The sequence below is a fragment of the uncultured Neptuniibacter sp. genome (assembly GCF_947498015.1).
Classification (GTDB): domain Bacteria; phylum Pseudomonadota; class Gammaproteobacteria; order Pseudomonadales; family Balneatricaceae; genus Neptuniibacter.
In genome coordinates, this window is record NZ_CANMIR010000003.1 from 158,576 (window position 1) to 182,778 (window position 24,203).

The window sequence follows — 24,203 nt, forward strand, 5'->3', positions numbered from 1 at the left end:
AATGACAACCTCTTTTCACCCTCCTGTACGGACACTGATGGGCCCTGGGCCATCAGATGTCAGCCCACGCGTACTCTCTGCCATGTCACGACCAACCATTGGTCACCTAGATCCCGAATTTATCCGCATGATGGACGAGGTCAAGGGCATGCTTAAACGTCTGTTCAAGACCGAAAACGAACTCACAATGCCAGTCTCTGCTCCGGGTTCCGCTGGTATGGAGGCGTGTTTTGTTAACTTGGTTGAGCCGGGTGATAAAGTGATCGTCTGCCAAAATGGTGTTTTCGGTGGGCGTATGAAAGAGAACGTTCAGCGTTTCGGTGGTGAATGCATTCTTATCGAAGATGAGTGGGGCAAACCGGTAGATATTGAGAAGGTTAAAGCTGCCTTTGCAGAAAATACGGATGTAAAAGCGTTAGCATTTGTACATGCTGAAACATCAACGGGCGTTCGTTCAGATGCCAAGGCATTGTGCGAACTTGCGCGGAATAATGGCGCTCTGGCAATTGTTGATGCAGTAACTTCGCTGGGGGGGATTGAGGTCGATGTTGATGGGTGGGGTGTTGATGCCATCTATTCGGGAACTCAAAAGTGCCTGTCATGCCCACCGGGTATCTCTCCGGTTAGCTTCAGTGAGAAAGCGGTAGAAGCAGTTAAAAATCGTAAAACCCCTGTACCAAGCTGGTTTTTAGATAAGAATCTGGTGATGGGTTATTGGGGGGGCAGTGGTAAGCGAGCTTATCATCATACCGCACCTGTTAACTCTCTCTATGCGCTGCACGAAGCACTCGTAATCCTTGAGGAAGAGGGCTTGGAAAATGCCTGGAAACGTCATGAAAAATATCATCGCGCGCTAAAAGCTGGTCTGGAAGCTATGGGCATTAGCTTTCTGGTGGATGAAGAGTCCAGACTTCCACAGCTCAACTCAGTTGTAATACCGGAAGGGGTTGATGATGCGGCTGTACGTACAGCATTGCTTCAGAATTACAGCCTGGAAATTGGTGCTGGCCTCGGAGCACTGGCGGGCAAAGTATGGCGGATAGGATTGATGGGCACCGCATGCTCCCAACGCAATGTGATGTTATGTCTGGATGCGCTTGAAAATACCCTGGCAGGTATGAATGCACCGATCAATATCGGGGTTGCAGCTCAGGCAGCGGCTGCTGTACTGGCAGAATAATTGTGCTACTCGTGGCCAGCAGTGTTTAAGCTGCTGGCTGCTTCTTTTCTAACAACTTCTCGATTTTGCTAATCGCCTCAGGACTATCCCACTCCCTGCCGCCAAGAATGGTTTCAACCAGCTTTCCGTTCTGATCAAACAGAATCGACATCGGTAGCCCCCGAATCCCAAACTCATTAAATGAACGGTTTTGTTCATCCAATAGAATTGGGAAGGTGAGTTCGGTTTCGAGTTCAAGGAGAAAGCTGGAGATTGTTGTTGGATCTTCACCAGCATTAATAGCGATAATTTCAAAGGGGTGGCTATCAAAATGTGATCTCAGCCTCTGCATCGACGGCATCTCCTTAACGCATGGAGGGCACCACGTAGCCCAGAAATTCACCAGTATTACCTTGCCTTCAAAATCAGCCAGACTGATTGACTGTTGGTCAACGTTATTGAAGCTCAGTTCATAAATCGACACTTTATCTGTTTCAGAGGCGTAGCTACTGAAACAGAGGCTTAACAACAAAAAAATGGATAGAAAGGATTTCATTTCCAGCCCTACAGATCATGAAAGAATCTAATTTTATCAGAGTTGTCGAATCTTTCAGTGAAAGAACTCTTAGCTTTAAGGAGAATAATACAACCGCATCATTGAACCAGAATCTGTTTTGTCTGGTAGTAGCGGGTTTTTATTGTGAATCAGGAACGTGAATAGGCGCTGGCACGTTTTGAGCACGCGCCCCTGTTCTTTCAGCCTGTCACAGCATGTTCGTCGTTTTCAGTACACTTACTCTGTCTGTAAAATAGGAATGAACCATAGGCAATGAGCATATAGCCAAACAGTTCGAGGCCCTCTTGTAGGGTTGACTTGAATGCATAGTCATAGGCCTCACCCATGACAGGCTTCCATAGCAGTGTTCCGCTCCCGAGAACGCGGCTTAAAACCAGTAAGATGATCAATCCAAAGAGAAGATGGTAGTACGATTTAGTGCCAATGAAATCAGCCATCGGACGTGCAATAGTCTTGCGGTAAAATAGCGCAAAAATGATTGCGGCTACAGCGATACTCAGGGCAGGCCAAAGCCAGAACCCGTGATGAATTTTGTCAAAATAGGCATCCAGCTCACGGATGAAAAGACAAGCAAAAAAGCCCGAAACCAGTACCAAAAACCCCCTCGACTTGGGCATGCGTAACGCTCTCGTTCCAAATAAAACCGTTGAGATGAAAAGCAGGCATTCCTGCATTAGTTCGGTGACTGAGGTCTCAGGTATACCTTTAAAGCCGATAATGAGCACGTCAATGGCGATTACGAATGGTGCCGCAAGCGTTAAGAGGGTCAGTAGGAAAAGATCCTTGATGCCTGTAATTATTTTAATTTTCGTTCCGTTCATGACTGATTCTTGTCGATCCATAGCTATGATAATAGTTCAGATAGTTACTGCTTCGCTTGGCAATGTTTTTTAAGGGCGGGGATACTGCACTATTTTTTGAATATGGCCAGAAAGCGCGTCAATAATAGCAAAGTTATAGGATGCTAGCATGTGATGGAGTTTGTCCTGTCTTCATTTATACTCTGAACACATTAATATTAAACAGTTCAAGCAGACGCTGTATAAGGATTACTATGAAAGTTGCATTTATCGGTTTGGGTGTAATGGGTTATCCCATGGCGGGTCATTTAGCGAAAGCCGGTCATGACGTCAGGGTATACAACAGAACCACTACAAAAGCGGAAGCCTGGAAAGATGATTATGCAGGTGATTTTAGCCTTACTCCGGCTGTAGCCGTTCAAGGCGCTGAGATCGTATTTACCTGTGTCGGTAACGATGATGATCTGCGAGAGGTAACCTGTGGTGAGAAGGGTGTGTTTCAGGGAATGAAATCTGGCTCGATTCTAGTCGATCACACTACGGCCTCCGCTGATATTGCACGCGAACTTGATAAGGCCGCAAAGGATAAAGGGATCGGCTTTTTAGATGCCCCCGTTTCTGGCGGTCAGGCGGGCGCAGAGAATGGTGTTCTAAGTGTCATGGTGGGTGGTGATGCCGATACATTTGAGCTGGCCCAACCTGTGATGGAGTGCTATTCCAAATCAATTCGCTTGCTGGGTGATGCGGGGGCAGGGCAGTTAGCCAAGATGGTGAATCAGATCTGTATTGGTGGACTGGTTCAGGCCCTGTCTGAAGGCGTTCATTTTGCCAAACGAGCGGGTCTCGACCCAGCACAAGTGTTTGACGTTATCCAGCATGGCGCGGCGGGGTCCTGGCAGATGGTTAACCGCCATCAAACTATGATCGATAATGAGTTTGATTTTGGCTTTGCGGTTGATTGGATGCGCAAAGACCTAAATATCGTTCTGGATGAAGCTCGTAAAAATGGTGCACGTCTTCCAGTCACTGCGATCGTGGATCAATTCTACGCTGATGTGCAGGAGATGGGCGGTGGTCGTTGTGATACCTCAAGCCTGTTAAAGCGCTTGGAAAAATAAGTGACGCAGTAGTCCTGCAATATTTGTGGGTATTGTGGGCTATGGGTGCATAGACAGAAAAAAAATGCTCTCTATAATAGCGCTCGATATTTCATCTATTACTACTAAAAAATATCGAGGACAGTTCTATGGATAAATACAGCATGATCTCTGTCGCACCGAGCCTTGTCATTGTAGCTGCAATGATTATCGGTACAGTGGTTGGTATCGCTACTTTGAAAAAAGTGATCGCGAAAGATGCGGCAGCAGCAGACAAATAAGCTGTAAATAACCGGGCTTTCAGAACTCTCTGAACAGCCCGGTTAATCTCTTTTAGCTTTACCAGCTATCAGGAACCACAAAGCCACGATCAATCTCCCCACCTTGTCTATCTACTCTACAGATCAAAACCGGATTATTTAACCCGATCACTAATTCAGTGAGCTGAGCGAGGTTCATTCGTGTTGACGTGTCCGGAGTGAGCCACCTGGGCTTGATCATCACAACATAAAATCCATCATGCTTGAGCCTCCCAAGTTGATGATGCTTCAGCCACCAACCTTGTGCGTGGAAGGGGTTGATAGCCTGATGAAGGACATTTGGTGAACCTTCCCCAAAAGGGTGGAACAGGTACCCCTGAATTAACAGCAGTTTGAGCTTTGGATAAACACCCTGAGCTTCACATGCTTGGATTCCCAGCGAGTCAGAAGAGAGCATAAGTTGATGTGAATTCATCCTCTCCCACTTAAGATCAAGCCGATCCTTTTTACCTGGCCCTATAAAGTGGTGTAACTCAGAGCCACTCTCTGTCCGAAGATAAAATTTAATTGCACACTCGAGATGGAATCCACCCAAGTCTGTATTACCGATGAAATCAAATTCACCTTTAGTGATGCGACCGTCAAAAACTTTAACATTACGCTTTAAATCGATAAGCCTCCGGGATGAGCCGATCAGTTGATAGACCAGATCTTCATAATAGAGTCCAAGTCGATGCTGTGTGATTTCAGGTGGCTGAATCATATCCTCATGAGTATGCAGAGTATCCGAGAACCAACTGAGAGCAGATTGTTCTGTAGCTATGCTCATGAGTGAGGGGGAGTTAAGAATCCAGCTATAATCGCTATTCATATCAATTATCTAGTTACAGCGCCTTTTTTTATGCTTAAAGTATGAGGCAAATTCAGGCTGTGTGTAAGAGAATAAAAATGAGTCGTCTAAAACCGAATACTAGGCCATTAAGTGAACAAGAGCGTGAGGTCATGCTCTCAGAATCTGACATTAATACCATTCTGGTTAATGGTGCTCAGATCTCGCTGACCAAACTACGCCGGGCTAGAAATACCGATGCCCAACTGTGTTATTACGCCGAAATCGGTGTGTACTTGGAGGTTTCGCTGTCTCGCGGGGCAGGGATCACGGAAGAAACAATGAGCGCCCTCGAAGAGATACACCGAATAGCCACCCATGAATATATGGATACACGCAAGCTCAAGGCTAAAACAGAAGATTAGAACGTGCCAGACGAGAACATCTCAGATCAATTTGACGCCAAGGCTTATCTACAGCAGCTGACAACACGTCCGGGTGTTTATCAGATGTACGATGCACAGGAAAAACTCCTGTATATCGGTAAGGCCAAAAATTTAAAAAACCGGGTCAGCAGCTACTTTCGAACAACCGGGCTCCATGTTAAAACCCGGGCCCTTGTAACAAAAATTACCGATATTCAGGTCACGGTCACTAACAGTGAAACAGAAGCGCTGCTGCTAGAGCAAAACCTGATTAAACAGTATCGTCCCCCCTATAATATTCTCCTTCGAGACGATAAATCCTACCCCTATATCTTTATTTCGGATAAAGAGGAATATCCAGCTGTTCGTTTTAGCCGAGGCGCCAAACGTAAAAGCGGCCGCTATTTTGGCCCTTATCCCAGTGGGGGAGCTGTCCGCGACAGTCTGAATCTGTTGCAGAAGATCTTTAAGATTCGGCAGTGTGATGATAGTTTTTTTAAAAATCGCTCTCGCCCCTGTCTTCAGTTTCAGATTAAGCGCTGCACAGCGCCCTGCGTTAAAGCGATCTCTACAGATGAATACCAGAAAGATATTCGCCATGCAGCGATGTTTCTGGATGGGAAAAATAGCGCAGTGATGGATGAACTGGCTACCCAGATGGAAAGTGCTGCCGCCGAACTCCACTTTGAATATGCAGCACAGCTCAGGGACCAACTGATCAGCTTACAAAAGGTTCAGGAGCAGCAATATGTTTCAGGCCTTCAGGGTGATGCAGACGTGATTGGATTTGCGATGAAGCCTGGTGGGGTCTGTATCCATATGCTGTTTGTCAGAGGGGGACGAGTTATTGGCAGCAAGGTCCATCACCCTAAGGTTTCTATAGAGGAGACCCCGGAAGAGATTATCTCCTCTTTTGTAGCCCAATGGTATCTGGGAGCCCAGCGTGAAATTCCCTCGTATGTGATCACCCCGGTTGAGATTGAAGATAAAAGCTGTGTTGAAGCGGCACTCAGAGAACAACGGAATAAAAAGGTTACACTGTCGCACAGTGTAAGAGGTGAGCGCTCTGCATGGTTAAAGTTGGCACAAACCAATGCTGAGCAACAGCTTGGGAGTTTTCTGGCTAATAAGCAGAATATCTATAAGCGTTACCTTGAACTTCAAGAGCTTCTGAATATGGATGAGCCTCCAAAACGTTTAGAGTGTTTTGATATCAGTCATAGTTCAGGTGAAGCGACCGTAGCTTCATGTGTTGTGTTTGATAGAAATGGCCCTTTGAAATCGGATTATCGTCATTTCAATATCAATGATATTACAGCCGGTGATGATTATGCAGCCATGCATCAGGCCCTGAATCGTCGCTATAAACGGATTAAGAAGGGAGAGGCGAAACTACCTGATCTACTTGTCATTGATGGTGGTAAAGGTCAGGTCACTCAGGCGATGGAGGTTCTTGATGAGCTCGAGATCGATCAGGTACTGGTCATTGGAATAGCGAAGGGACCAACACGTAAAGCCGGTTTTGAAGTTTTGATCTCAGGAGATACTGGAGAAGAGACCGTTCTCGATAGTGACTCCTCTGCGCTTCATCTGTTGCAACATATACGTGATGAAGCACATCGTTTTGCAATAACCGGCCATCGTGCTAAAAGAGGCAAAGCTCGTAAGCGGTCTGTACTTGAAGATATCCCTGGTGTAGGCCCTAAAAGACGGCGTGAATTGTTGCGTCACTTCGGTGGAATACAGGAAGTTGAGCGCGCCAGTGTTGAAGAAATTGCAAAAGTCTCTAGTATAAGCCGCACTATAGCCGAAGAGATCTATGCGGCCCTCCATCCGAATGCATGAAGATTAGATGAAAATACCTAATATACTTACAAGCTTGCGCATATTATTGATACCGGTTTTTGTGCTGGCTTTTTACCTGCCTTACCAATGGGCACCCATTGCAACGGGATGTATCTTTGCAGTGGCGGCGTTTACTGACTGGTTAGATGGCTACCTGGCTAGAAAACTGGATCAATCATCGCCTTTTGGCGCTTTTCTTGATCCGGTTGCCGATAAGTTGATGGTTGCAATATCACTGGTTCTGCTGGTGGACAGCTATTCTACACCCTGGATTACTATTCCGGCAGTTGTGATCATCGGTCGTGAGATCGTTATCTCTGCTCTCAGGGAGTGGATGGCTGAAGTCGGAAAACGTGCAAGCGTTGCTGTTTCCTACATCGGTAAAGTCAAAACGGCTCTGCAGATGCTTGCGATTATGCTAATGATTGTTGCTGAACCTTACACCGATATTTCATGGGCAGGTATTATTGCCCTTTATCTGGCCGCAATTTTAACTTTATGGTCTATGTATCAGTACCTTAGAGCTGCTTGGCCAGCTCTGACGGAAGAGATGTAAGTGGTTAATAATTAAGCAAATTTTTTTTGTAATACGGTGTTGACATATAGGGCGGGGTCTCTATAATACGCACCACTTGCTACGGCAGAGCGGGAATAGCTCAGTGGTAGAGCACAACCTTGCCAAGGTTGGGGTCGCGAGTTCGAACCTCGTTTCCCGCTCCAAAGTAATGCAAAGCAAGTTCTATGAGGCGCGGTGGCAGAGTGGTCATGCAGCGGACTGCAACTCCGTGTACGCCGGTTCGATTCCGACCCGCGCCTCCATCTCTTCGCCCGGGTGGTGAAATTGGTAGACACAGGAGACTTAAAATCTCCCGATCGAAAGATCGTACCGGTTCGATTCCGGTCTCGGGCACCATTGTTTCAGCACCTTCCTCGTAAGCAAATACTTATTCAGATAGATCTTTAGGGTATTTCACATACTTGTCATTCTGATACATCAGATAGTGGTATTTCGCAGATATAAGCTTGGCACCACCCAATCTTTTACTTTTTCTACGCCCCCTGATTTCTCTCTTTTTTGGGTAATTTGATGGTAAAAAGGCTTCCTTTGCCGGGTTCGCTTTCAACCATGATATCGCCCCCATGCTCCTGAATAATACTGTATGCGATGGCTAATCCCATCCCTGTGCCTTTTCCGACAGCTTTCGTCGTAAAAAATGGTACGAAAATTTGATTGCGAGTCTCTTCTGACATACCGCAGCCGTTGTCCCTGACCGTGATAAAAACAGATTCAGAGTCCTGATTACTTGTTATCTGGATAACCGGATGGGTGATTGCCTCTGTTGCCTGTTTAGCATTGAGAATAATGTTTAAGAAGACCTGATTCAGTTCATTGGGGTTACAGATGATTGGCCCTACCGGCGCTAGATTGAGATCAAGCGTGACACTGTTTTTCAGTTCACTACTGAGTAATTTCAACGTACTGTGGAGGCCATCAACTACATCTGACTTTACACGATCACTGGCTTGGGTTCTGGAGAAGTTTCTCAAGTTTTGGATGATATCTTTAACCCTGGTAAGTCCCTCAGCGGTATCCTGCATCAATTCAGGCAGATCTTCCTGAATAAATTCAATATCCATCTCACGTAAAATCTGTTCAATTTCCTTAAGCAAGGATTCTGGAAGTTGAGGCTTTAACTGCACAACCCGTTCAATGACAGAGTCATAAGCCTGATGGTATTGCTGTAAAGATTCAAAATTACTCTTAACGAATGCCAATGGGTTGTTGACCTCATGCGCGATCCCAGCAGAAAGGGTCCCCAGAGTTGCAAGCTTATCCTGAGTTAGCATATGAGCTTGCTGTTTTTGTAACTGTTGGTAGCTCTCTTCAAGGCGACGGTTCTGCAGATAGAGTTCTCGTGATTTATCCTCGAGCAACTTCTCCGCTTTGAGACGGGCTTTTCGTTCACGCTGATAGGCCAGTTCATAAGGATTGCTATCACTCATTCGATAATCCTGACGATTAGATCACAGTGAGAATCTCCTTTATGGCAACAAACCTCATGTTCAAGCTCTATCTCAGTTTTATAGAGGGATGCCGCTCCTCGAATCAGCCCCTCTGCCAGAATGCATAACCTTCTTGGAGAATGGTAACGCATCAGCAGGCGACCATCTGAGAGGTCTTCATATTCAAAGCGGGGGAGAGATGGATCTGTAAACAGCTTCTTTACCTCGAGGTGGATCACAGAATCAACACTTCTAAGAAAAGCTATCAAGTCCGATTTGCTATCAACAAACATTGGGAAGCGTTCAGCAAGCTGAGAGAAAAGAAATTCACCGAAGTGACCGATAAGTTTCTCGCAGGGAACCCCTGTTTGTGCAGAAATCTCATTAACAAGGGCAAACAGTTCTGAGTCCGGATAGCTATCGCCTGCAGTGTAGATCCCCTCAAGCTGTTGTGACTGCAATATGTTGTTCCATACCTGCATCCCTTCGTTGGAAATTACCATCTCCTCGAGGATATTAAAAACCACACCTTTCATATTGGCTACCCAATACTGACCATAAGATGGTTTCACTATAGCCCACAAAATTAGTTGTCACAAAAGTCCGGTCATTAAGGCATTTGACACGTATTGACTACTATATCTGGCCTTTAACGCAACGATTTATCAGACATTTGTGACAAATGTGAAGGTTGCGACTATGTTTATATTATCTAAAGACATAAGTCGGTTTCCGGACATCGAGATGAAGACCTATACAACAGGTGACATTGCTCAGATATGTGATGTAACTCAACGTACTGTTATACGCTGGATAGAGCGTGGTGATCTGATTGGCTTCAAGCTACCCGGGCGTGGCAATAACAGAGTCACGGAAGAGGACCTGCTCAAATTTCTCCAGAAGCACAATATCCCATTAGCGAATCCCACTAAGCCAGATGAACGTGATCTGATATTAATCGTTGATGATGAGCCTGCTGTCGCAAAGGCAATTCAGCGAGTCATGCGCAGTGCTGGCTACCCTACAGAAATTGCACTGGACGGATTTGAAGCTGGCAGTGAACTCGTCAGACGAAAGCCCGTTTTAATGACCTTAGATCTTAATATGCCCGGAATTAACGGAATGGAGGTGATAAAACAGGTACGCAGCAACATGGATACGGTTGGTACTAAGATCCTGGTGATCTCATCCGCTGAAATATCCCTCCTTCAACAATCGGTAGAATCCGGTGCTGATGCCTATCTACAGAAGCCATTTACAAATTCGGACCTGCTTAATGCAGTTGATCAGCTTGTCACTGATTCATCACGGGTTAGGGGGAAGAAGCGATGATGATGAAAGCGGTATTTATTGATGATGAAAAGCCTGTACTAAGATCGATAAAGCGCAGCTTACGAGATCAGTCAGATAGGTGGGATTTTGTTTTTGAATCATCACCTCAAGCTGCATTGAGTCTGATTGTTTCCAGCCCGGTATCTGTTGTTGTAGCAGATCTGAAGATGATCGAGATGGATGGGGTCACTCTGCTCTCATTGGTCAAAGAGCGCGTACCAGATGTGCTACGTGTGCTGTTGAGTGGAGACACCGGAGATTCTACGCTGCTTGCCTCGGCTAATATCGCACATCTTTTTTTACCTAAACCGTTCGAACAGTCTGAACTATCAGATCTTCTCGATCGGGCTTATGCACTCAGGAAACTCCCAATAGATGATGAACAAAGAATGCAGTTAGGTCGTATGCAGAATCTCCCCATATTACCGCATGTGTTTCACGAATTTTCCTCTTATCTCAATACACACTGCGAGCCAGAGGTCGAGGCAGTTGTCTCGATTATTAACAAAGATGCAGCGATGACAGCTAAGCTTGTTCAAGTCGCAAACTCCAGTTTTTTTGGTTATCAGAGCCGTACATTTAATCTCGAACAAGTTGTTGTCAGGCTCGGATTTGAACTGTTGAGACAACTAATCGTAGTGATGGCTTTAATGAGTGATAGTCATTGTCGTCACGGTTTCGTTGATTCAGAACAGACTGCACTGCTGATGCGTGAAATATCTGAGCAGGCTGGGCATAACGCTCAGTCAGTTGAGAAGGCTTACATGCTTGGATTGCTTCACTCTTTAGGAACGATCACACAGCCCTGGGATAACCAGTCCGATCTGATTGGAGCATACCTCCTGACACTCTGGGGCTTTGATAAAGAGTTCTGCGAGGCAGTGTTGTATCAGTCACAACCGTTGTCACAATCACCTATATCACAAACGACCTGCCTGCTCTATATTGCGAAGCAATCGCAGATGGGGGCTAATATGAATGAAATACCTGAAACGATCACTAAATACGCACAAATGAATCAGACGACAGGGAGTGAATAAAAATGAAAAAATGCATATGGATAACCTGTCTATGCGGCTTCCTATCAACCCCGATACACGCAGAAACGATCACCTTTGGGATTGTGCCTCAGCAATCAGCGAAAAAACTAGCCAAGCTCTGGACCCCAATCAACTCCTATTTGAGCGACAAGTCAGGTTTGAAAGTACAGTTTGCCACGGCCCAGGATATCCCCACGTTTGAGAAACGTGTTTTAGCAGGGGAATATGATCTGGCGTACATGAATCCATACCATTACACCGTCTTCAATCAAAAACCGGGGTATCAGGCGATAATCAAACAGAAGGATAAGCGAATCAAGGGTATCGTTGTTGTCCCTCAAGGGAGTTCTGTGACATCACTGAATGAGCTGGATGGCATGACACTGGCCTTTCCTTCACCAGCGGCTTTCGCAGCCAGTGTACTACCCAGAGCCAAAATGGCCGTTGAGGGAATCAACATTACACCTAAATATGTCTCATCCCATGATTCCGTCTACCTGACTGTTTCAAGAGAGTTATTCCCAGCGGGTGGGGGGGTGATGAGAACGCTCAATAACACGACCCCTGCAGTGAAACAGAAACTCAAAGTGCTTTGGTCAACTCCTGGCTATACCCCTCATGCATTTGCTGTCCATCCGCGGTTGGATTCAGAAACGGTATCACGTTTACAGCAGGCGCTCCTTCAGATGAATAGCGATCCGGATGGGCAGGTGCTCCTGAAAACGATTAATTTTAAAGGGATGGAGAGAGCAGAGGACAGCGATTGGGATGACGTAAGAGCCCTGAATATAACACTCCTGGATCATCTTCTTCAGGATTGATAAGGAGTTGATGTGTCTCTTAGGCTAAAAACCATTCTCGGTATCGCCATTATCGAAGCGATCCTTCTGATATTACTGGTATCGATGACGCTGGATTACCTGCGTACCACCAATTACGAAAGCCTTAATAAGCGTGCGCAAACTACAGCAACACTATTCGCAACGACGACCAAGGAAGCGGTGCTCAGCTACGATCTGGCATCACTCGATGCCTTTGTATCAGAGGTGATGAAAAACCCCGATCTGGTATATGCACGTGTACTAGGCCCTGAGGACGTAGTATTTGCGCAAGCGGGTGAGCAGACGCTTCTGGTACGTAAATTTACCCCCGATCACCATGCAGAGGATGTCAGTGATGGAACCTTTGATACATTTGCTGAGATCAGAGAAGGGGGAGCTGTTTATGGCCGGGTAGAGCTGGGTCTGGATATCAATAGCCTCACTGCAATTATTACGGAGGCAGAAAGACGCAGTGCAACAGTTGCAGCGCTGGAGATGGGTCTGGTAGCGATGTTCTCCTTTATTTTGGGAACCTATCTAACCCGACAATTGAAAGTGCTCTCACAGGCAGCAAAATCGATCTCCTCAGGCAACCTTGCAACACAAGTTCCGATCAGAGGGAAAGATGAAGTGGCAGAAGTTGCCAGTGCATTTAATGCAATGACCAACAATCTGCATGAGGCTCATCAAAGAAGAAATGAGTTCGAAGAGCAACTCAAGGAGCTCAACCGCAACCTTGAACAGAGAGTGCAGGAGCGAACGGAGGAGCTTGTATTGAAAAACAGGGAGCTTGAGCAGGCCAATCGCGAGATCAAGCTTGCACAGGCAAAACTGTTACAGTCTGAGAAAATGGCGTCAGTCGGCGTATTAGCCGCAGGTGTTGCTCATGAAATTAATAACCCGCTCGGTTTCGTGATCAGTAATTTAAGGACACTCGAAAACTACGCCAATAACTACCGGGATCTGATTAAGCAGTATCAGGTGATCCATCAGCTCAATGATCATGCAGAGATCGAGAAAAACGCTGAAAAGCTTAAGTCCCTTGAGGAGCAGTATGATCTGGAGTTTATGAATGATGATCTTGATGAATTGTTAAAAGATACTCAAGAGGGTTCAAATCGTGTGAAAGAGATCGTTAAGAGTTTGAAGAGCTTTTCTCACGTAGACCATTCCGAAAAATTTGAACCAACAGACCTTAATGAATGTATCGAAACAACGCTTAAAGTGGTCAATAACGAACTTAAATACCACTGTACAGTTAACCTGAACCTCGAACCTATCCCTCTCGTTGAGTGTATTCCTGGTCAGATTAAGCAGGTGCTACTAAATATCCTGATCAATGCAGGGCAGGCGATTGTTGGAGAGGGGACGATAATCATCACCACCAGAAACGTTGATGATTATGTAGAGGTTGCGATACAGGATAGCGGTAGTGGCATTCCGGCTGATCGGTTGGGTAAACTATTTGATCCATTCTACACAACTAAGCCTGTTGGAGAGGGGAGCGGTCTCGGTTTAGCGATCTCTTTCAGTATTATCGAAGATCACCATGGCGAGATTCTAGTGAACAGTGAGCCCGATAGAGGAAGCTGCTTCACTTTGAAACTGCCGATCAATCAGAACCAGGCTAGGGTAACGGAAAAAAAGCCTGAGACAGCGAATAACGGAGTACGCGCTTAATGACGGATTACCAGAACAATACCATCCTTCTTGTTGATGATGAGCAAGCGGTGCTGAATTCACTCAAGCGCCTGCTAAGGCCTCTTCGATGTAACGTATTGACAACGGTATCACCGTTAGAGGCGCTAACGCTGTTGGAACAGCATCCGGTCGATATGTTGATAAGCGATATGCGGATGCCGGAGATGGGGGGGGAAAGCTTTCTTGAAGAGGCTGCTACAAAGTATCCAGATACAGAGCGCATTGTGATTTCAGGCTATGCCGATGCACAAGCCACCATAGATGCGATTAACCGCGGTAAAATCAGTCGCTTTTTGCTTAAGCCCTGGGAGGACGAAGATGTTCTCAAACTGGTACGTAAAGGGTTTGAGTTGTCTGCGTTAAAGCAAGAAAATGAACGGCTGCAGAAACAGACACAGGAAAAAAATGCTGAGTTACAGCGGCTCAATCAAACGCTGGAAGAGCTGAATCAATCACTTGATGGCAAGGTGCAGGAGCGAACCGATCAACTGCGACAGGCCAACGAAAGCATTAAAAACAATTACCGGGCCGTTGTTCGCATGTTTTCTACCCTTACGGCCAGACGTCTGGGTATCAAAGCATCTAAAGAGAACCAGAAGCTCAACCGAATTCTGCTTGCTGTTGCTGCGCGTAGCGGTATTGAGGGGCAAGATCTGAAGCAGCTCTATTATGCCTGGCAACTACGCCAGATCGGAAAACTCAGTTTTAATGATGAGCTTCTGCAAATCCCATTTCTCCAGTTAGAACCAGAAAAACAGCGTGAATTTCAGGTGCACCCCGTTTTAGCGCAAGCGGCATGCCTGATGGTTAAACCGCTCTATCCGGCTGGACAGATCATCCTTCAGCACAAAGAGTACCTTGATGGCAGTGGCTACCCAAAAGGTTTAAAAGCGGATCAGATACAGCGCAGGGCAAAGATCCTTTGTATAGTTAATGACTACGTCGAGTTGATTACCGGTCTTTATGATGTACGCCAGTTTAGTACGCTAGAGGCGATCAACTTTATGCAATCTACTGCACCTGAGCGTTATGACCAGAGCGTGGTGAGTCTGCTGGCGGAGGTGGTCGAGCGTCTCTCAAAAGATGGTGAAACGCTTAAAGATACTCATCTATCCAGTGAACAACTACGTAAAGGGATGAAACTGAGCCGCGATCTGATCAGTGATGAAGGGATTCTATTACTCAGCTCGGAACAGGTACTCGATGAAACATCGATCGAACGAATTCGTGAGATGGAATTCAATCTGGAAGAAACACTAGAGATCTATATCGCGCAGTAATCCCCCCAATCACAAACCGGAGATGATGGATGCAGGTTGATGTGCTGTTAATAGATGATGAAAAGCATATTCTAACCGCTTTGACCCGGGTGATGAGGCAGGCAGATGTAACTGTGTCGTCGGTTTCATCGGGGGAAGAGGCGCTCGTCTGGTTGAATGAAAACAGCGCAACGCTCATTCTTTCAGATTACAAAATGCCGGGTATGACCGGTACGGAACTACTTGCGAAAGTTGAAGCGAGTTGGCCTGATACCGTCAGGATTATTCTTAGTGGACATTCAGATTTTGAGACTGTCTTGCAGGCAGTTCACACCGGTGTCGTACATAAATTTCTGGCAAAACCCTGGTCCAATCAGGAGTTAATTGAGCATATCCGGACCTCTCTTGCGAGTAAGCAGCCTAAGTTAATATCTGATCAAGAGCAGAAACCTGAAGCAGAGGAGATGCCACCCCCCCAATCCGCTGACAGTGACGTACAGCTTCAGGTCGTGCTTGATACACTAATGGATGGGATCGTAACGATCACCCAGCAGGGTGTTATCCTCTCTGTTAACGCCGCTGTAACACGTATATTTGGCTATTCCCCCAATGATCTGATCGGTAAAAATGTTTCACATCTGATGCCTGAGCCTTACAGAAGCCAGCATGACCACTATCTAAGCCAATATCAAAGCCCCGGTGCAAAAGGGATACTCGGGCATCAGAGGCGCTTAGTAGGATTACGCAAAAACGGTGAAGTATTTCCTATCGAATTAAGCGTCAACAGCATGCAGATCGCGGGAGATACACAGTTTCTCGGGGTGATCCGGGATATCAGTCGACGCATCAGTGCAGAACGACAAAATCAGCTATTGCTGGATGCACTTGAGATCGCGCAGGATGGCGTTGCGCTGTTTGGTGTCGGAGATCGGTTGGTCCACTGTAATCAGCAGTTCAGAAACTTATATCTCAGTACGGGTGTTGAGATCGAAGTAGGTGACACTTACCACTGCTTTTTCCGGCGCTGTCTTGAGCATGGATTGTTTCCAGAGGCCGGCACTAACCCTGAAGCCTGGTTGGAAAAGCAGCTTGAGTTACACACCCAGCTTCCTGTAACGCAAGAGTATGAACTTCAGCCTGGTCAATGGATAGAGATCCATGAAACGCAGGCTGAAAATGGATCGGTGATAGTTTCCCACCTTGATATAAGCAAACAGAAACAGACCCAAGCTTCGTTAGAGCAGGCAGTCTCGGATGCTGAACTGGCAAACAGTGCTCGTGGTCGCTTCCTGGCGATGATGAGCCATGAGATCCGTACACCACTGAATGGAGTTTTAGGGCTTTTACAGCTACTCCAGGAAACTCCGCTGTCCTCCGAGCAGAAACAGTTTGTCACCAGCGCTCTCAGCTCAGGGCGCGGTCTGTTAACCATCATCTCTGATATTCTGGACTTCTCCAAGATCGATGCAGACAAGATGCAGTTGAGCCCAGCTCCCTGCGACCTTAAAGCTTTGCTGGCTGAGCTTGAGCAGCTGTTTAAACTGCGGGTTGAGGAGAAATCGATCCAGCTTAACATTGAGTTAGCCGCATCCGTTCCTACATCGGTCTACCTGGACGGCCAACGCTTACGGCAGGTTCTGATCAACCTGATTGGCAATGCGATAAAATTTACGGAGCAGGGGGAAGTGTCGCTACGCCTTTCAACACAGAGTGAGACACTCTGTTTTTCAGTTGCAGATACCGGAATCGGTATTCCGGAAGTAGATCAACCGAAGATCTTCTCTGAATTTACCACGATTGATCAAACCAATGACCGACGCCTCTATGAAGGGACCGGCTTAGGGCTTTCTATCTGCCATAAACTGGTCAACCTGATGGGTGGAGAGATCGAGTTTAGCAGCCAGTTAGGCGTTGGTAGCTGTTTCAGCTTTCAACTACCACTGCAAATAGCGCACCCCGATGAAACGACGAAAAGACAGAGCTTCAGCCAGTTAAAGGGGCGCCTGTTGGTAGTCGATGACAGTACAACCAATCGTCTGGTTGCCAGAACGATGTTGCAAGGGTTTGGATTGCATGTGAGTTGTGCTGCAGATGGCTATGAAGCCCTGAAACTGTATCAATCCAATAATTTTGATCTGATTCTGATGGATATATTGATGCCGGGTTTGAACGGAGTAGAAACCTATCAACGTTTATCTCAACTGCCTGAGTGGCGTAATACACCCGTCATCGCATTTACCGCGTATGCCCAGAATGAGGACAAGCAACGATTCGACCATATCGGGATGCAGGGGTATCTGGAGAAACCACTGGAGAAAACAGTCCTTTTCCAGACAATCGCGCCCTATCTTGCGGAGGTGGGGCATCAGCAGTGTCCTGCATTTACAGAAAGCTGCTCTGACAATGTTTCTGCGCTACATGCACTAATGGATACCCGCAGGATAGATCAGCTTGCACGAGACACCTCAGAGGAGGTTCTGCCAGAACTCGCTGCTGTATTCATCACTGACGCTCATACACGGCTAGCACAAATACAGGCAGGCTCATTGCAGCTCAGTGACACCGAACGACATCTGCATACACTCGGGAGCAGTGCAGCGCTATATGGCTTACAGCCTATGTCAGAGCAGGCAAGGCTGTTGGAGGTCCAATGCCGGAGTGGGGATAGGGTAGATGAGAGTCTGGACTCGTTTTCAGCACTGGTTGATGCCAGCCTGCAGGCGTTGCAGGCTCATATTGAAAGCCGGAGTGGTTGAACACCTAATCCTGCTGTTCCTTCCAACTGTTTCGCTTGCGATAAATGGTAGCAGCACTGATCTGAAGATAGTGTGCGGCTGTAGGAATGTTACCGCCGCACAGGTCTATTGCGCGTTCAATCATCTCACGTTCAACCTCAGCCATCGGTCGAATAATCTGGGATAGCTGATTGCCCATGGTCGCTGATGCCGTGGGTGAGGGTGTGACCGGCTGCTGTACTTGAGCAGACGTTGCCATCGATGTCGTAACATTGGCAGGCTGGCTGAAATTATCGAGTGGTGCAGGGAGCATGTTCTGGGTCACCCACTCACCATTATGTAAAACGACAATATTACGGATCACATTCTGTAATTGACGAACATTACCCGGCCAGTCGTAATTTCCCAGGATCAACTCACAATCAAGGTCGAACCCGTTGAAATCTTTACCTTCCTCTTTTGCATACTGCTGAAGAAAGTTGCGCGCGATCTCGACTACATCATTTTCACGCTCGCGCAACGGGGGCAGATGGATCGGCAGTACATGCAGTCGATAATAGAGATCTTCACGGAAGTTACCCGCCTGAACTTCAGCCAGTGGATCTTTATTACTGGCACAGATAATTCGGACATCTACTTTTTCAGTTTTATCACTGCCGACCTTTTGCAAAGTGCCTGTTTGCAGGAACCTCAATAGCTTCGATTGCAGTGCCAGTTCCATCTCACAGATCTCATCAAGGAAAAGTGTACCTCCCTGAGCGGCACTTGCAGCACCATCACGATCTTTGACGGCACCGGTAAACGACCCTTTAACATGGCCGAAGATCTCGCTTTCAATCAGATCTTTGGGGATAGCACCACAGTTCAGAGCGATAAAAGGGGCTCCGTTACGCTCGCTGCGTTGATGCACCGCTTCAGCACACACCTCCTTACCCGTTCCACTCTCGCCAGTGATAAAGATTGTGGCTTTAGAACTGGCAGCACTATCAATCACCTGATAGACGCGCTGCATCGGCAGAGATGAGCCAATAAAACCACAGAAATTATGTCGGTCAATCTCTTCACGATATGTTTCAACTATCCGCTTTAACTTCTGGTTTTCAAAGGTATTATTGAGTGTGGTTAGCAAGCGATCCTTACTGAAAGGTTTAACCAGATAGTCCCGCGCACCAAGCTGCATGGCTTCAATGGCTGTGGTCATTGAGCAATCACCGGTTGTGACAATCACCTCAACCTGCATCTCCTCACGGTTTACTTTCTCTAAGATCTCCAGACCGTTCATATCAGGTAATGTCAGGTCGAGAAGAATGCCATCAAAAGATTCTCTGTCCAGCGCTGTAAGAGCACCCTGACCGGTTTCTTCATGATGGATCTGATAGGCTAATCCGGTCAAATAGCTACGATAGACAGCTGCCATAGAGACATCATCTTCAATCAGCAGAATTCGGTTTACCGTGGGTACGGCCATAGGACATCCTCTCCAGCCAAAATGCTTCCCTTTAGCCTATGCTACAGGGTAGGGTGTGACAAGTAAGTTGTTAAGAATTAGTCAGTTACAACGGTGGATTTGATGTTGCAGCGTTTAGCCGAATGGCACCTTAAACCGGAACTGAGTGAAGCCAGACGAGTCAGAGAAGCGCTAAGTCAGGCACTTAATAAAGCGGGTGCTGCACACATTAATGCGTTTCAACTGGCATCTGCTGAGCTGATTGTGAATCTTAGCCGCTATCCGGAGCCTAAACCGACCGAGATAATTCTGAGTCTGAGTAAAGACACACAATATTGGTGGTTGGAGCTACGGGATAATGGTCCCAGCTTTAACAACTTTAGCCAGCTGATTAATGATCCAAACCCTTTAGAGGCTGCTGAGAGTGGTATGGGCTTAAAGCTGTTAGCACAGATGTTCCCGGATATTCGTTATGTGCCCGCCTGTTATCGGGAAGATGCCTGTAATCTGATGCTGCTACGCTATCCTGTCAGTGATGCGATACCACTGAAGAAAACCCTGTTAATCGTTGATGATGATCCGAGCTACCGCGCTGTGATATCAGCTTATCTCTGTGACGAATACGCTGTCGTTGAGGCTGACAGCGTGCAGCAGGCGTTCTCTCAGGTCATTAGGTATCACCCCGATCTGGTGATCTGTGATATACAGATGCCCGGTCAGGATGGGCCTGCACTTTTTGATCAGATCGCGCATATCCCTGATGTAGCTGATACTGCTTTTATCTATCTATCAGGCAGTAAGGATCAGCAGAAGATCAGTCGGGCGCTGTCACGCCCGATCGATGATTTCCTTGCGAAGCCTGTCAGCCGTGACCAACTGGTTAATGCAATAGAAAGGGTCATTCAGCGGCGCAGTTACCTTAATCAACAGATCAAACATGAGCTTGAGCAGAAGATTAGCCTGGGTTTGCAACCGAGTCTGCCAGACCGGATTCCTGGCTATAACCTGCAACTGAGGACGATCAATCCCGAACCCGGCGGTGGGGATCTGGTACAACTTCAGCAGCAAGGCGGACAAAGCATGATCCTCATGGCTGATCTGATGGGACATGGACTCAGTGCCAAAGGGTTCAGCTATGCTTTGGCAGGCTATTTAAGGGGCCTAAGTTCCGCAGCCTGCAGTCATCAGTTTGACCTTGAGGCGTTGTTTACGCTGCTCTCTCAGGGGTTTAATCAGGATTCACTGCTTAAAGAGACCTTAGCTACACTCCTGGCTGTACAGCTAACAGAACAGGGAGAGCTGAACTGGGTAAACGCGGGCCAACCTTTCCCGCTAGAGATCACAGAAAACAGTATCAAATCGATCAGGGTGCAGGGTGCACTTCCCGGTTTAGGCGTGGAGAGTTACACAACCCTCAAGACCCACCTGAAATCAGGGCAGCGGGTGTTAATCTATTCAGATGGTTTTCAGGATGCGGCTGAACCTTTAGACCATCCACTGCAGTTGGCACTAGAACAAACTCGCTCGATGCCTCTCTCTGCAGCGGCTGATTTTCTGCTATCAGCCAGGCTCAAAATGGGCAGGGCGGATGATGATCTCACTCTGATACTGATTGAAAAGGATTAAAGCTCCTGATTCAGAAGGACCATCTTCTCTAGCCGGAAACGAAGGTGCCGCATCAGTGTTGGCATAAATCGTTGTAATCGGTAGGTCTCTCGAATCAACTCCTGTTTAAGCCCTGGTGCATAACGATCATTCATGATGACCCCCTTCAGGCTTGCGCCACTTTGAAAGAGAATGTCCCGAGCTTCGTCAACCTGGGATTCAGTGGTTTTTCCGGTTTCTATGTTCAGCAGCGTTGCTTCGCTGGCCGCACAGATTACATCTACCGGCAAGCTATCATCCATCTCCTGATCAAAACAGGCTTTATCTGTCGCTTGTGCCGATAATAGAAGAGGCTCGGTATCACAGATCACCAGATCAAATCGCTCAAGACAGTTGAAAAAAAACAGTTTGAGCGTCTCCTGATCCCGGAACTCAACACAGTGGCTGGATTTCTCCGGACAGTTAAGCACCATCAGACCCGGATTTTCACTCTCCTGGGCAGCATGCTCCCAGTTGCCAGTCAGAGGTAACCACTCATTCGCACTCATTCCAAGATACTGCGCTAATATCGGACTTCTGCGGTTCAATTCAAGTAACAGTACCCGCTTCCCCGACTCGGCAGCCCGTTGCGCCAGAGAGTAGGCGATCGTGCTATTACCCGCTTGATGATGGATACTGCAAATACTGAATTGACGCAGTCCCAGGCGCAATATCCGAGCATAGATCGTTTCTAAGGCTGAACTACTCTTGAGTGATCTCATTGCTAACTCCTTACAGTGTCAAATTACAAGCCAACCAGACGTGCAAACGAGAACACTGTGAGTGATTCCTGCAGTGTATTAACCACGCGGTACCAGGTACTTTGCTCCTTGCCCGGTACGTAAACTGTATCGCCGGCTCGCAAAACGGGTAGGCGGCTAAAATCACCGCTTTTGGCAAAATCGACCAGATCAAACAGACGCGAGTGAGCCTCCCCATCAATACGGTTGATCACCATTATCCGATCCTGCAGGGCAGTGTTTTGTGGTCCTCCTGCTTCTGCTAACAGATCAAGAACAGTCATATGGCTATCAAAGCTGTAACGACCAGGGCGGGCGACTGCCCCCAAAACTCGCACCACAGTCTCTTTCGGTTTCTCCAGCCAGGCACGGTCACGTTTAGGGATAAAGATCACATCTTCATTTCTAACCAGAGGGAGCATCGCCTCGTCACCGGTCTCGAAATAGGTGTGCAGATTCAGATGGCTGACCTCTGTCTTACCCTCCTGACGGTGGGTGATACGTACGCTGGAGAGATCTGCCAGACCTGTAGGCCCTTGTGCAGCTGAAAGGATGTCGAGAAAGTTGAGCTCATTGTTAAATGCATAGCGTCCCGGCGCACCGACCTCACCGAAGATGTAGATAGAGCGTTCGCTAGACTGGCGTACCCACTGAGAGCGGTTATCGTTCGGATCTTTTGGCAGCTCGGGGATCACAACGGTATCACCCGCACGCAGATGTGGAATTTTACGGATATCGCCACCATGATCCAGAAATGCTTTGAGATCAAAACTGACCGAGTCAGTCTGGCCGTTACCCCGCAGCTGGAGTATCTGCAGGTGAGCCGTATCAGCGCTGGCAATAGGCCCCCCGGCATGTGCAATCAGATCCATCAGTGTCATCTCAGATGCCCACTCGTACCGGCCTGGACGATTAACCGCGCCGATAATTCGGATTGCACGATTGGGATGAACCTTAAGCCAGCTTTTTTCATTCATATCGGTTTTTTCCGGGACCAGAATCGCATCACCTGGTTGGATATCCGGCATAGTGCCGCGCCCCTGACTGTCGACATAGCTCTGTAGATCAAAAGGCTGTACCTTGCCATCTGCACGAATGATTCGGATCTGTCGGGTCTCGGCAAAGCGGGTGGGACCACCCGCTGTCGCCAGCAGATCATAGAATCCACTGCCTTCACCCATCTCCATAGCTCCGGGTTTAAAGACCTCACCCATGACATAGACCGTACGCGAACCACTTTTAACCTGTTCGGTAGCCTGCGGAATAAATATCAGATCACCCTGATGAACCTTAGGCATCAGCGCCGGGTTACCTGTATCCAGATATTCACGCATATTGAAGGGAAATGGTTTACCGTTATGGATCACCCGGATCTGCTCGATCCCCGCATAGCGCGTGACACCACCGGCACGCATGATAAGATCCATCACATTGGCATCATCCTTATAGGCAAAGGTACCGGGTCGATGCACCTCACCAAACACCTTCACCGCTTCGCCCCCTTCACCGGCATCTCCCGAGGCCGTGAGCGTCTGCGCATCAAATTCCACCTGTACATTCCCGATCAGTGGAGAGGCGGGAACAAAGATCACATCCATCGGTTGTAGCTTAGGTAAAGAGGAAGGGTTGCCGCTGTCCAGGTAATGTTTGTAATCAAACTCGATCAAACTTGAGTCTCGACGAATCTGAAGTTTATCGAGTTGTGCTCCCTGCGCTAAACCACCGGCACGATTGATCGCCATCTGTACGTTAGCGCGTACCGGTAAGTCAACCGGACCTGGCTGCTTTACATAACCAAGCACGGTGACTGACAAACGACGCTCTTTTAGAAAGAGATCAAATTTACTCAGATCTTTGTAGGCATTGCGCATCTTCGTTTTTAACAGATCACGTGCTTCAGTCAGACTGAGGCCACTCAGACGTACGCTACCGATTTCGGGCAGGGTAATCATCCCCTCATGGTTCAGCTGAAAGCTTTTTTCAAACGCCTGCTCACCAGGGAATTTTATCTGTAAGCGATCACCAGGACGTAGGTTATCTGCCTGTACTAACAGAGGAAGCAGCAACAGACAGAGAATTTGAATGATAGTTTTCATAAGCACACCTCCTGAGAAGGCTTTTGGTGGCAAAGCTGTGATGCGGCTCTCAGATGAAAACCCTGCTGCATCAGATAGAGCAGTTGCTCAACAGGTTCCAATACTAATACTGCTTGCTGGGTGAACTCTGCGTTTAAAAGGCGGCGACTTTCGATCAACTGCATCTCGACCTCCCTGTAGAGAGCTGGATATGACCCACGGCTGCTTTGCAGCTGTAGTTCAGTCAATACTGTTTCAGATCGATCTATCCGTTCAGAAAGTGTGAATGGACGTTCAGGGATCGGAAAACGTTCAGCTACGCCGCCTTTACCTTCAGGTACCAGATAGAAACAACCACCGAGTGAGAGAAGGGGGCAAAGCATAAAGATCCGTATCAGTACCATGGGTATCAC

At 47.3% G+C, this 24,203-nt stretch carries 22 protein-coding genes and 3 tRNA genes; 16 read left to right on the forward strand and 9 right to left on the reverse strand.

Going from position 1 to position 24,203, the window contains the following annotated elements:
* The first annotated feature begins 1 nt into the window (after nucleotide 1).
* Nucleotides 2-1,180, forward strand: a complete 1,179-nt coding sequence (locus Q0882_RS04920) for an alanine--glyoxylate aminotransferase family protein (RefSeq protein ID WP_299178688.1) — start codon at nucleotides 2-4, stop codon at nucleotides 1,178-1,180.
* Nucleotides 1,181-1,205: 25 nt separating this feature from the next.
* On the opposite strand, the gene Q0882_RS04925 is transcribed toward Q0882_RS04920, so the two are convergent.
* Both Q0882_RS04925 and Q0882_RS04930 read right to left on the reverse strand, forming a co-directional pair.
* Nucleotides 1,206-1,715 (reverse strand): TlpA disulfide reductase family protein, encoded by a 510-nt coding sequence (locus Q0882_RS04925; RefSeq protein ID WP_299178690.1) that lies wholly within the window; start codon nucleotides 1,713-1,715, stop codon nucleotides 1,206-1,208.
* A 200-nt stretch (nucleotides 1,716-1,915) separates the two neighbouring features.
* Nucleotides 1,916-2,557, reverse strand: a complete 642-nt coding sequence (locus Q0882_RS04930; protein WP_299178692.1) for a hypothetical protein — start codon at nucleotides 2,555-2,557, stop codon at nucleotides 1,916-1,918.
* Nucleotides 2,558-2,790: 233 nt separating this feature from the next.
* Between Q0882_RS04930 and Q0882_RS04935 the strand changes: the two genes are divergently transcribed.
* On the forward strand, nucleotides 2,791-3,654 hold the full coding sequence (locus Q0882_RS04935) for an NAD(P)-dependent oxidoreductase (protein ID WP_299178694.1): 864 nt from the start codon (nucleotides 2,791-2,793) through the stop codon (nucleotides 3,652-3,654).
* A 128-nt stretch (nucleotides 3,655-3,782) separates the two neighbouring features.
* Nucleotides 3,783-3,914: a hypothetical protein gene (locus tag Q0882_RS04940; protein WP_299178696.1), complete on the forward strand. Its 132-nt coding sequence runs from the start codon at nucleotides 3,783-3,785 to the stop codon at nucleotides 3,912-3,914.
* 58 nt (nucleotides 3,915-3,972) lie between these two features.
* On the opposite strand, the gene Q0882_RS04945 is transcribed toward Q0882_RS04940, so the two are convergent.
* Complete coding sequence (locus tag Q0882_RS04945) at nucleotides 3,973-4,764, reverse strand: DUF1853 family protein (protein WP_299178699.1); 792 nt, start codon at nucleotides 4,762-4,764, stop codon at nucleotides 3,973-3,975.
* Between the two features lie 77 nt (nucleotides 4,765-4,841).
* Between Q0882_RS04945 and Q0882_RS04950 the strand changes: the two genes are divergently transcribed.
* The 6 genes from Q0882_RS04950 to Q0882_RS04975 all read left to right on the forward strand — a co-directional run bounded on the left by Q0882_RS04950 (nucleotide 4,842) and on the right by Q0882_RS04975 (nucleotide 7,905).
* A complete protein-coding gene (locus Q0882_RS04950) occupies nucleotides 4,842-5,147 on the forward strand; it encodes an excinuclease ABC subunit C (protein ID WP_299178701.1) in 306 nt (101 codons plus the stop codon).
* Between the two features lie 3 nt (nucleotides 5,148-5,150).
* Nucleotides 5,151-6,992, forward strand: coding sequence for an excinuclease ABC subunit UvrC (gene uvrC / locus Q0882_RS04955; protein WP_366915909.1), 1,842 nt, complete (start codon nucleotides 5,151-5,153; stop codon nucleotides 6,990-6,992).
* A 7-nt stretch (nucleotides 6,993-6,999) separates the two neighbouring features.
* Nucleotides 7,000-7,548 (forward strand): CDP-diacylglycerol--glycerol-3-phosphate 3-phosphatidyltransferase, encoded by a 549-nt coding sequence (gene pgsA / locus Q0882_RS04960; RefSeq protein WP_299178703.1) that lies wholly within the window; start codon nucleotides 7,000-7,002, stop codon nucleotides 7,546-7,548.
* An 89-nt stretch (nucleotides 7,549-7,637) separates the two neighbouring features.
* A tRNA-Gly gene (locus tag Q0882_RS04965) sits at nucleotides 7,638-7,712 on the forward strand.
* A 25-nt stretch (nucleotides 7,713-7,737) separates the two neighbouring features.
* Nucleotides 7,738-7,811 (forward strand) — tRNA-Cys (locus Q0882_RS04970).
* Between the two features lie 7 nt (nucleotides 7,812-7,818).
* A tRNA-Leu gene (locus Q0882_RS04975) sits at nucleotides 7,819-7,905 on the forward strand.
* 137 nt (nucleotides 7,906-8,042) lie between these two features.
* Here Q0882_RS04975 and Q0882_RS04980 read toward each other — a convergent pair.
* Nucleotides 8,043-8,996: an ATP-binding protein gene (locus tag Q0882_RS04980; RefSeq protein ID WP_299178705.1), complete on the reverse strand. Its 954-nt coding sequence runs from the start codon at nucleotides 8,994-8,996 to the stop codon at nucleotides 8,043-8,045.
* The gene (locus Q0882_RS04985; RefSeq protein WP_299178707.1) at nucleotides 8,993-9,532 is read right to left on the reverse strand and encodes a heme NO-binding domain-containing protein; all 540 of its coding nucleotides are present in this window, start codon (nucleotides 9,530-9,532) and stop codon (nucleotides 8,993-8,995) included. Before Q0882_RS04985 ends, Q0882_RS04980 begins: the two co-directional genes overlap by 4 nt.
* Before the next feature lie 208 nt (nucleotides 9,533-9,740).
* Between Q0882_RS04985 and Q0882_RS04990 the strand changes: the two genes are divergently transcribed.
* The 6 genes from Q0882_RS04990 to Q0882_RS05015 are packed head-to-tail and all read left to right on the forward strand — an operon-like array spanning nucleotide 9,741 to nucleotide 17,905.
* Nucleotides 9,741-10,328, forward strand: a complete 588-nt coding sequence (locus Q0882_RS04990) for a response regulator (protein ID WP_299178709.1) — start codon at nucleotides 9,741-9,743, stop codon at nucleotides 10,326-10,328.
* The gene (locus Q0882_RS04995; protein ID WP_299178711.1) at nucleotides 10,325-11,368 is read left to right on the forward strand and encodes an HDOD domain-containing protein; all 1,044 of its coding nucleotides are present in this window, start codon (nucleotides 10,325-10,327) and stop codon (nucleotides 11,366-11,368) included. Before Q0882_RS04990 ends, Q0882_RS04995 begins: the two co-directional genes overlap by 4 nt.
* A 2-nt stretch (nucleotides 11,369-11,370) precedes the next feature.
* Nucleotides 11,371-12,189 (forward strand): phosphate/phosphite/phosphonate ABC transporter substrate-binding protein, encoded by an 819-nt coding sequence (locus Q0882_RS05000; RefSeq protein ID WP_299178712.1) that lies wholly within the window; start codon nucleotides 11,371-11,373, stop codon nucleotides 12,187-12,189.
* 12 nt (nucleotides 12,190-12,201) lie between these two features.
* On the forward strand, nucleotides 12,202-13,869 hold the full coding sequence (locus Q0882_RS05005; protein WP_299178714.1) for an ATP-binding protein: 1,668 nt from the start codon (nucleotides 12,202-12,204) through the stop codon (nucleotides 13,867-13,869).
* Entirely contained in the window at nucleotides 13,869-15,170 is a 1,302-nt protein-coding gene (locus tag Q0882_RS05010) for an HD domain-containing phosphohydrolase (protein ID WP_299178716.1), read from the forward strand. Before Q0882_RS05005 ends, Q0882_RS05010 begins: the two co-directional genes overlap by 1 nt.
* Nucleotides 15,171-15,199: 29 nt before the next feature.
* Nucleotides 15,200-17,905, forward strand: a complete 2,706-nt coding sequence (locus tag Q0882_RS05015; protein ID WP_299178717.1) for a response regulator — start codon at nucleotides 15,200-15,202, stop codon at nucleotides 17,903-17,905.
* A 4-nt stretch (nucleotides 17,906-17,909) separates the two neighbouring features.
* On the opposite strand, the gene Q0882_RS05020 is transcribed toward Q0882_RS05015, so the two are convergent.
* Nucleotides 17,910-19,352: a sigma-54 dependent transcriptional regulator gene (locus Q0882_RS05020; RefSeq protein WP_299178719.1), complete on the reverse strand. Its 1,443-nt coding sequence runs from the start codon at nucleotides 19,350-19,352 to the stop codon at nucleotides 17,910-17,912.
* Nucleotides 19,353-19,454: 102 nt separating this feature from the next.
* Here Q0882_RS05020 and Q0882_RS05025 point away from each other — a divergent pair, with 102 nt between their 5' ends.
* Nucleotides 19,455-20,957: a response regulator gene (locus tag Q0882_RS05025; RefSeq protein ID WP_299178721.1), complete on the forward strand. Its 1,503-nt coding sequence runs from the start codon at nucleotides 19,455-19,457 to the stop codon at nucleotides 20,955-20,957.
* Here Q0882_RS05025 and Q0882_RS05030 read toward each other — a convergent pair.
* From Q0882_RS05030 to Q0882_RS05040, 3 genes are read right to left on the reverse strand one after another with little or no spacing between them, the layout of a single operon-like run.
* The gene (locus Q0882_RS05030) at nucleotides 20,954-21,697 is read right to left on the reverse strand and encodes a hypothetical protein (RefSeq protein WP_299178723.1); all 744 of its coding nucleotides are present in this window, start codon (nucleotides 21,695-21,697) and stop codon (nucleotides 20,954-20,956) included. The two genes, Q0882_RS05025 and Q0882_RS05030, sit on opposite strands and share 4 nt — an antisense overlap.
* A gap of 23 nt (nucleotides 21,698-21,720) precedes the next feature.
* The gene (locus tag Q0882_RS05035) at nucleotides 21,721-23,811 is read right to left on the reverse strand and encodes an SLBB domain-containing protein (RefSeq protein WP_299178725.1); all 2,091 of its coding nucleotides are present in this window, start codon (nucleotides 23,809-23,811) and stop codon (nucleotides 21,721-21,723) included.
* Nucleotides 23,808-24,194: a hypothetical protein gene (locus tag Q0882_RS05040; protein WP_299178727.1), complete on the reverse strand. Its 387-nt coding sequence runs from the start codon at nucleotides 24,192-24,194 to the stop codon at nucleotides 23,808-23,810. The genes Q0882_RS05035 and Q0882_RS05040 overlap by 4 nt, the downstream gene beginning before the upstream one ends.
* Between the last annotated feature and the right edge of the window lie 9 nt (nucleotides 24,195-24,203).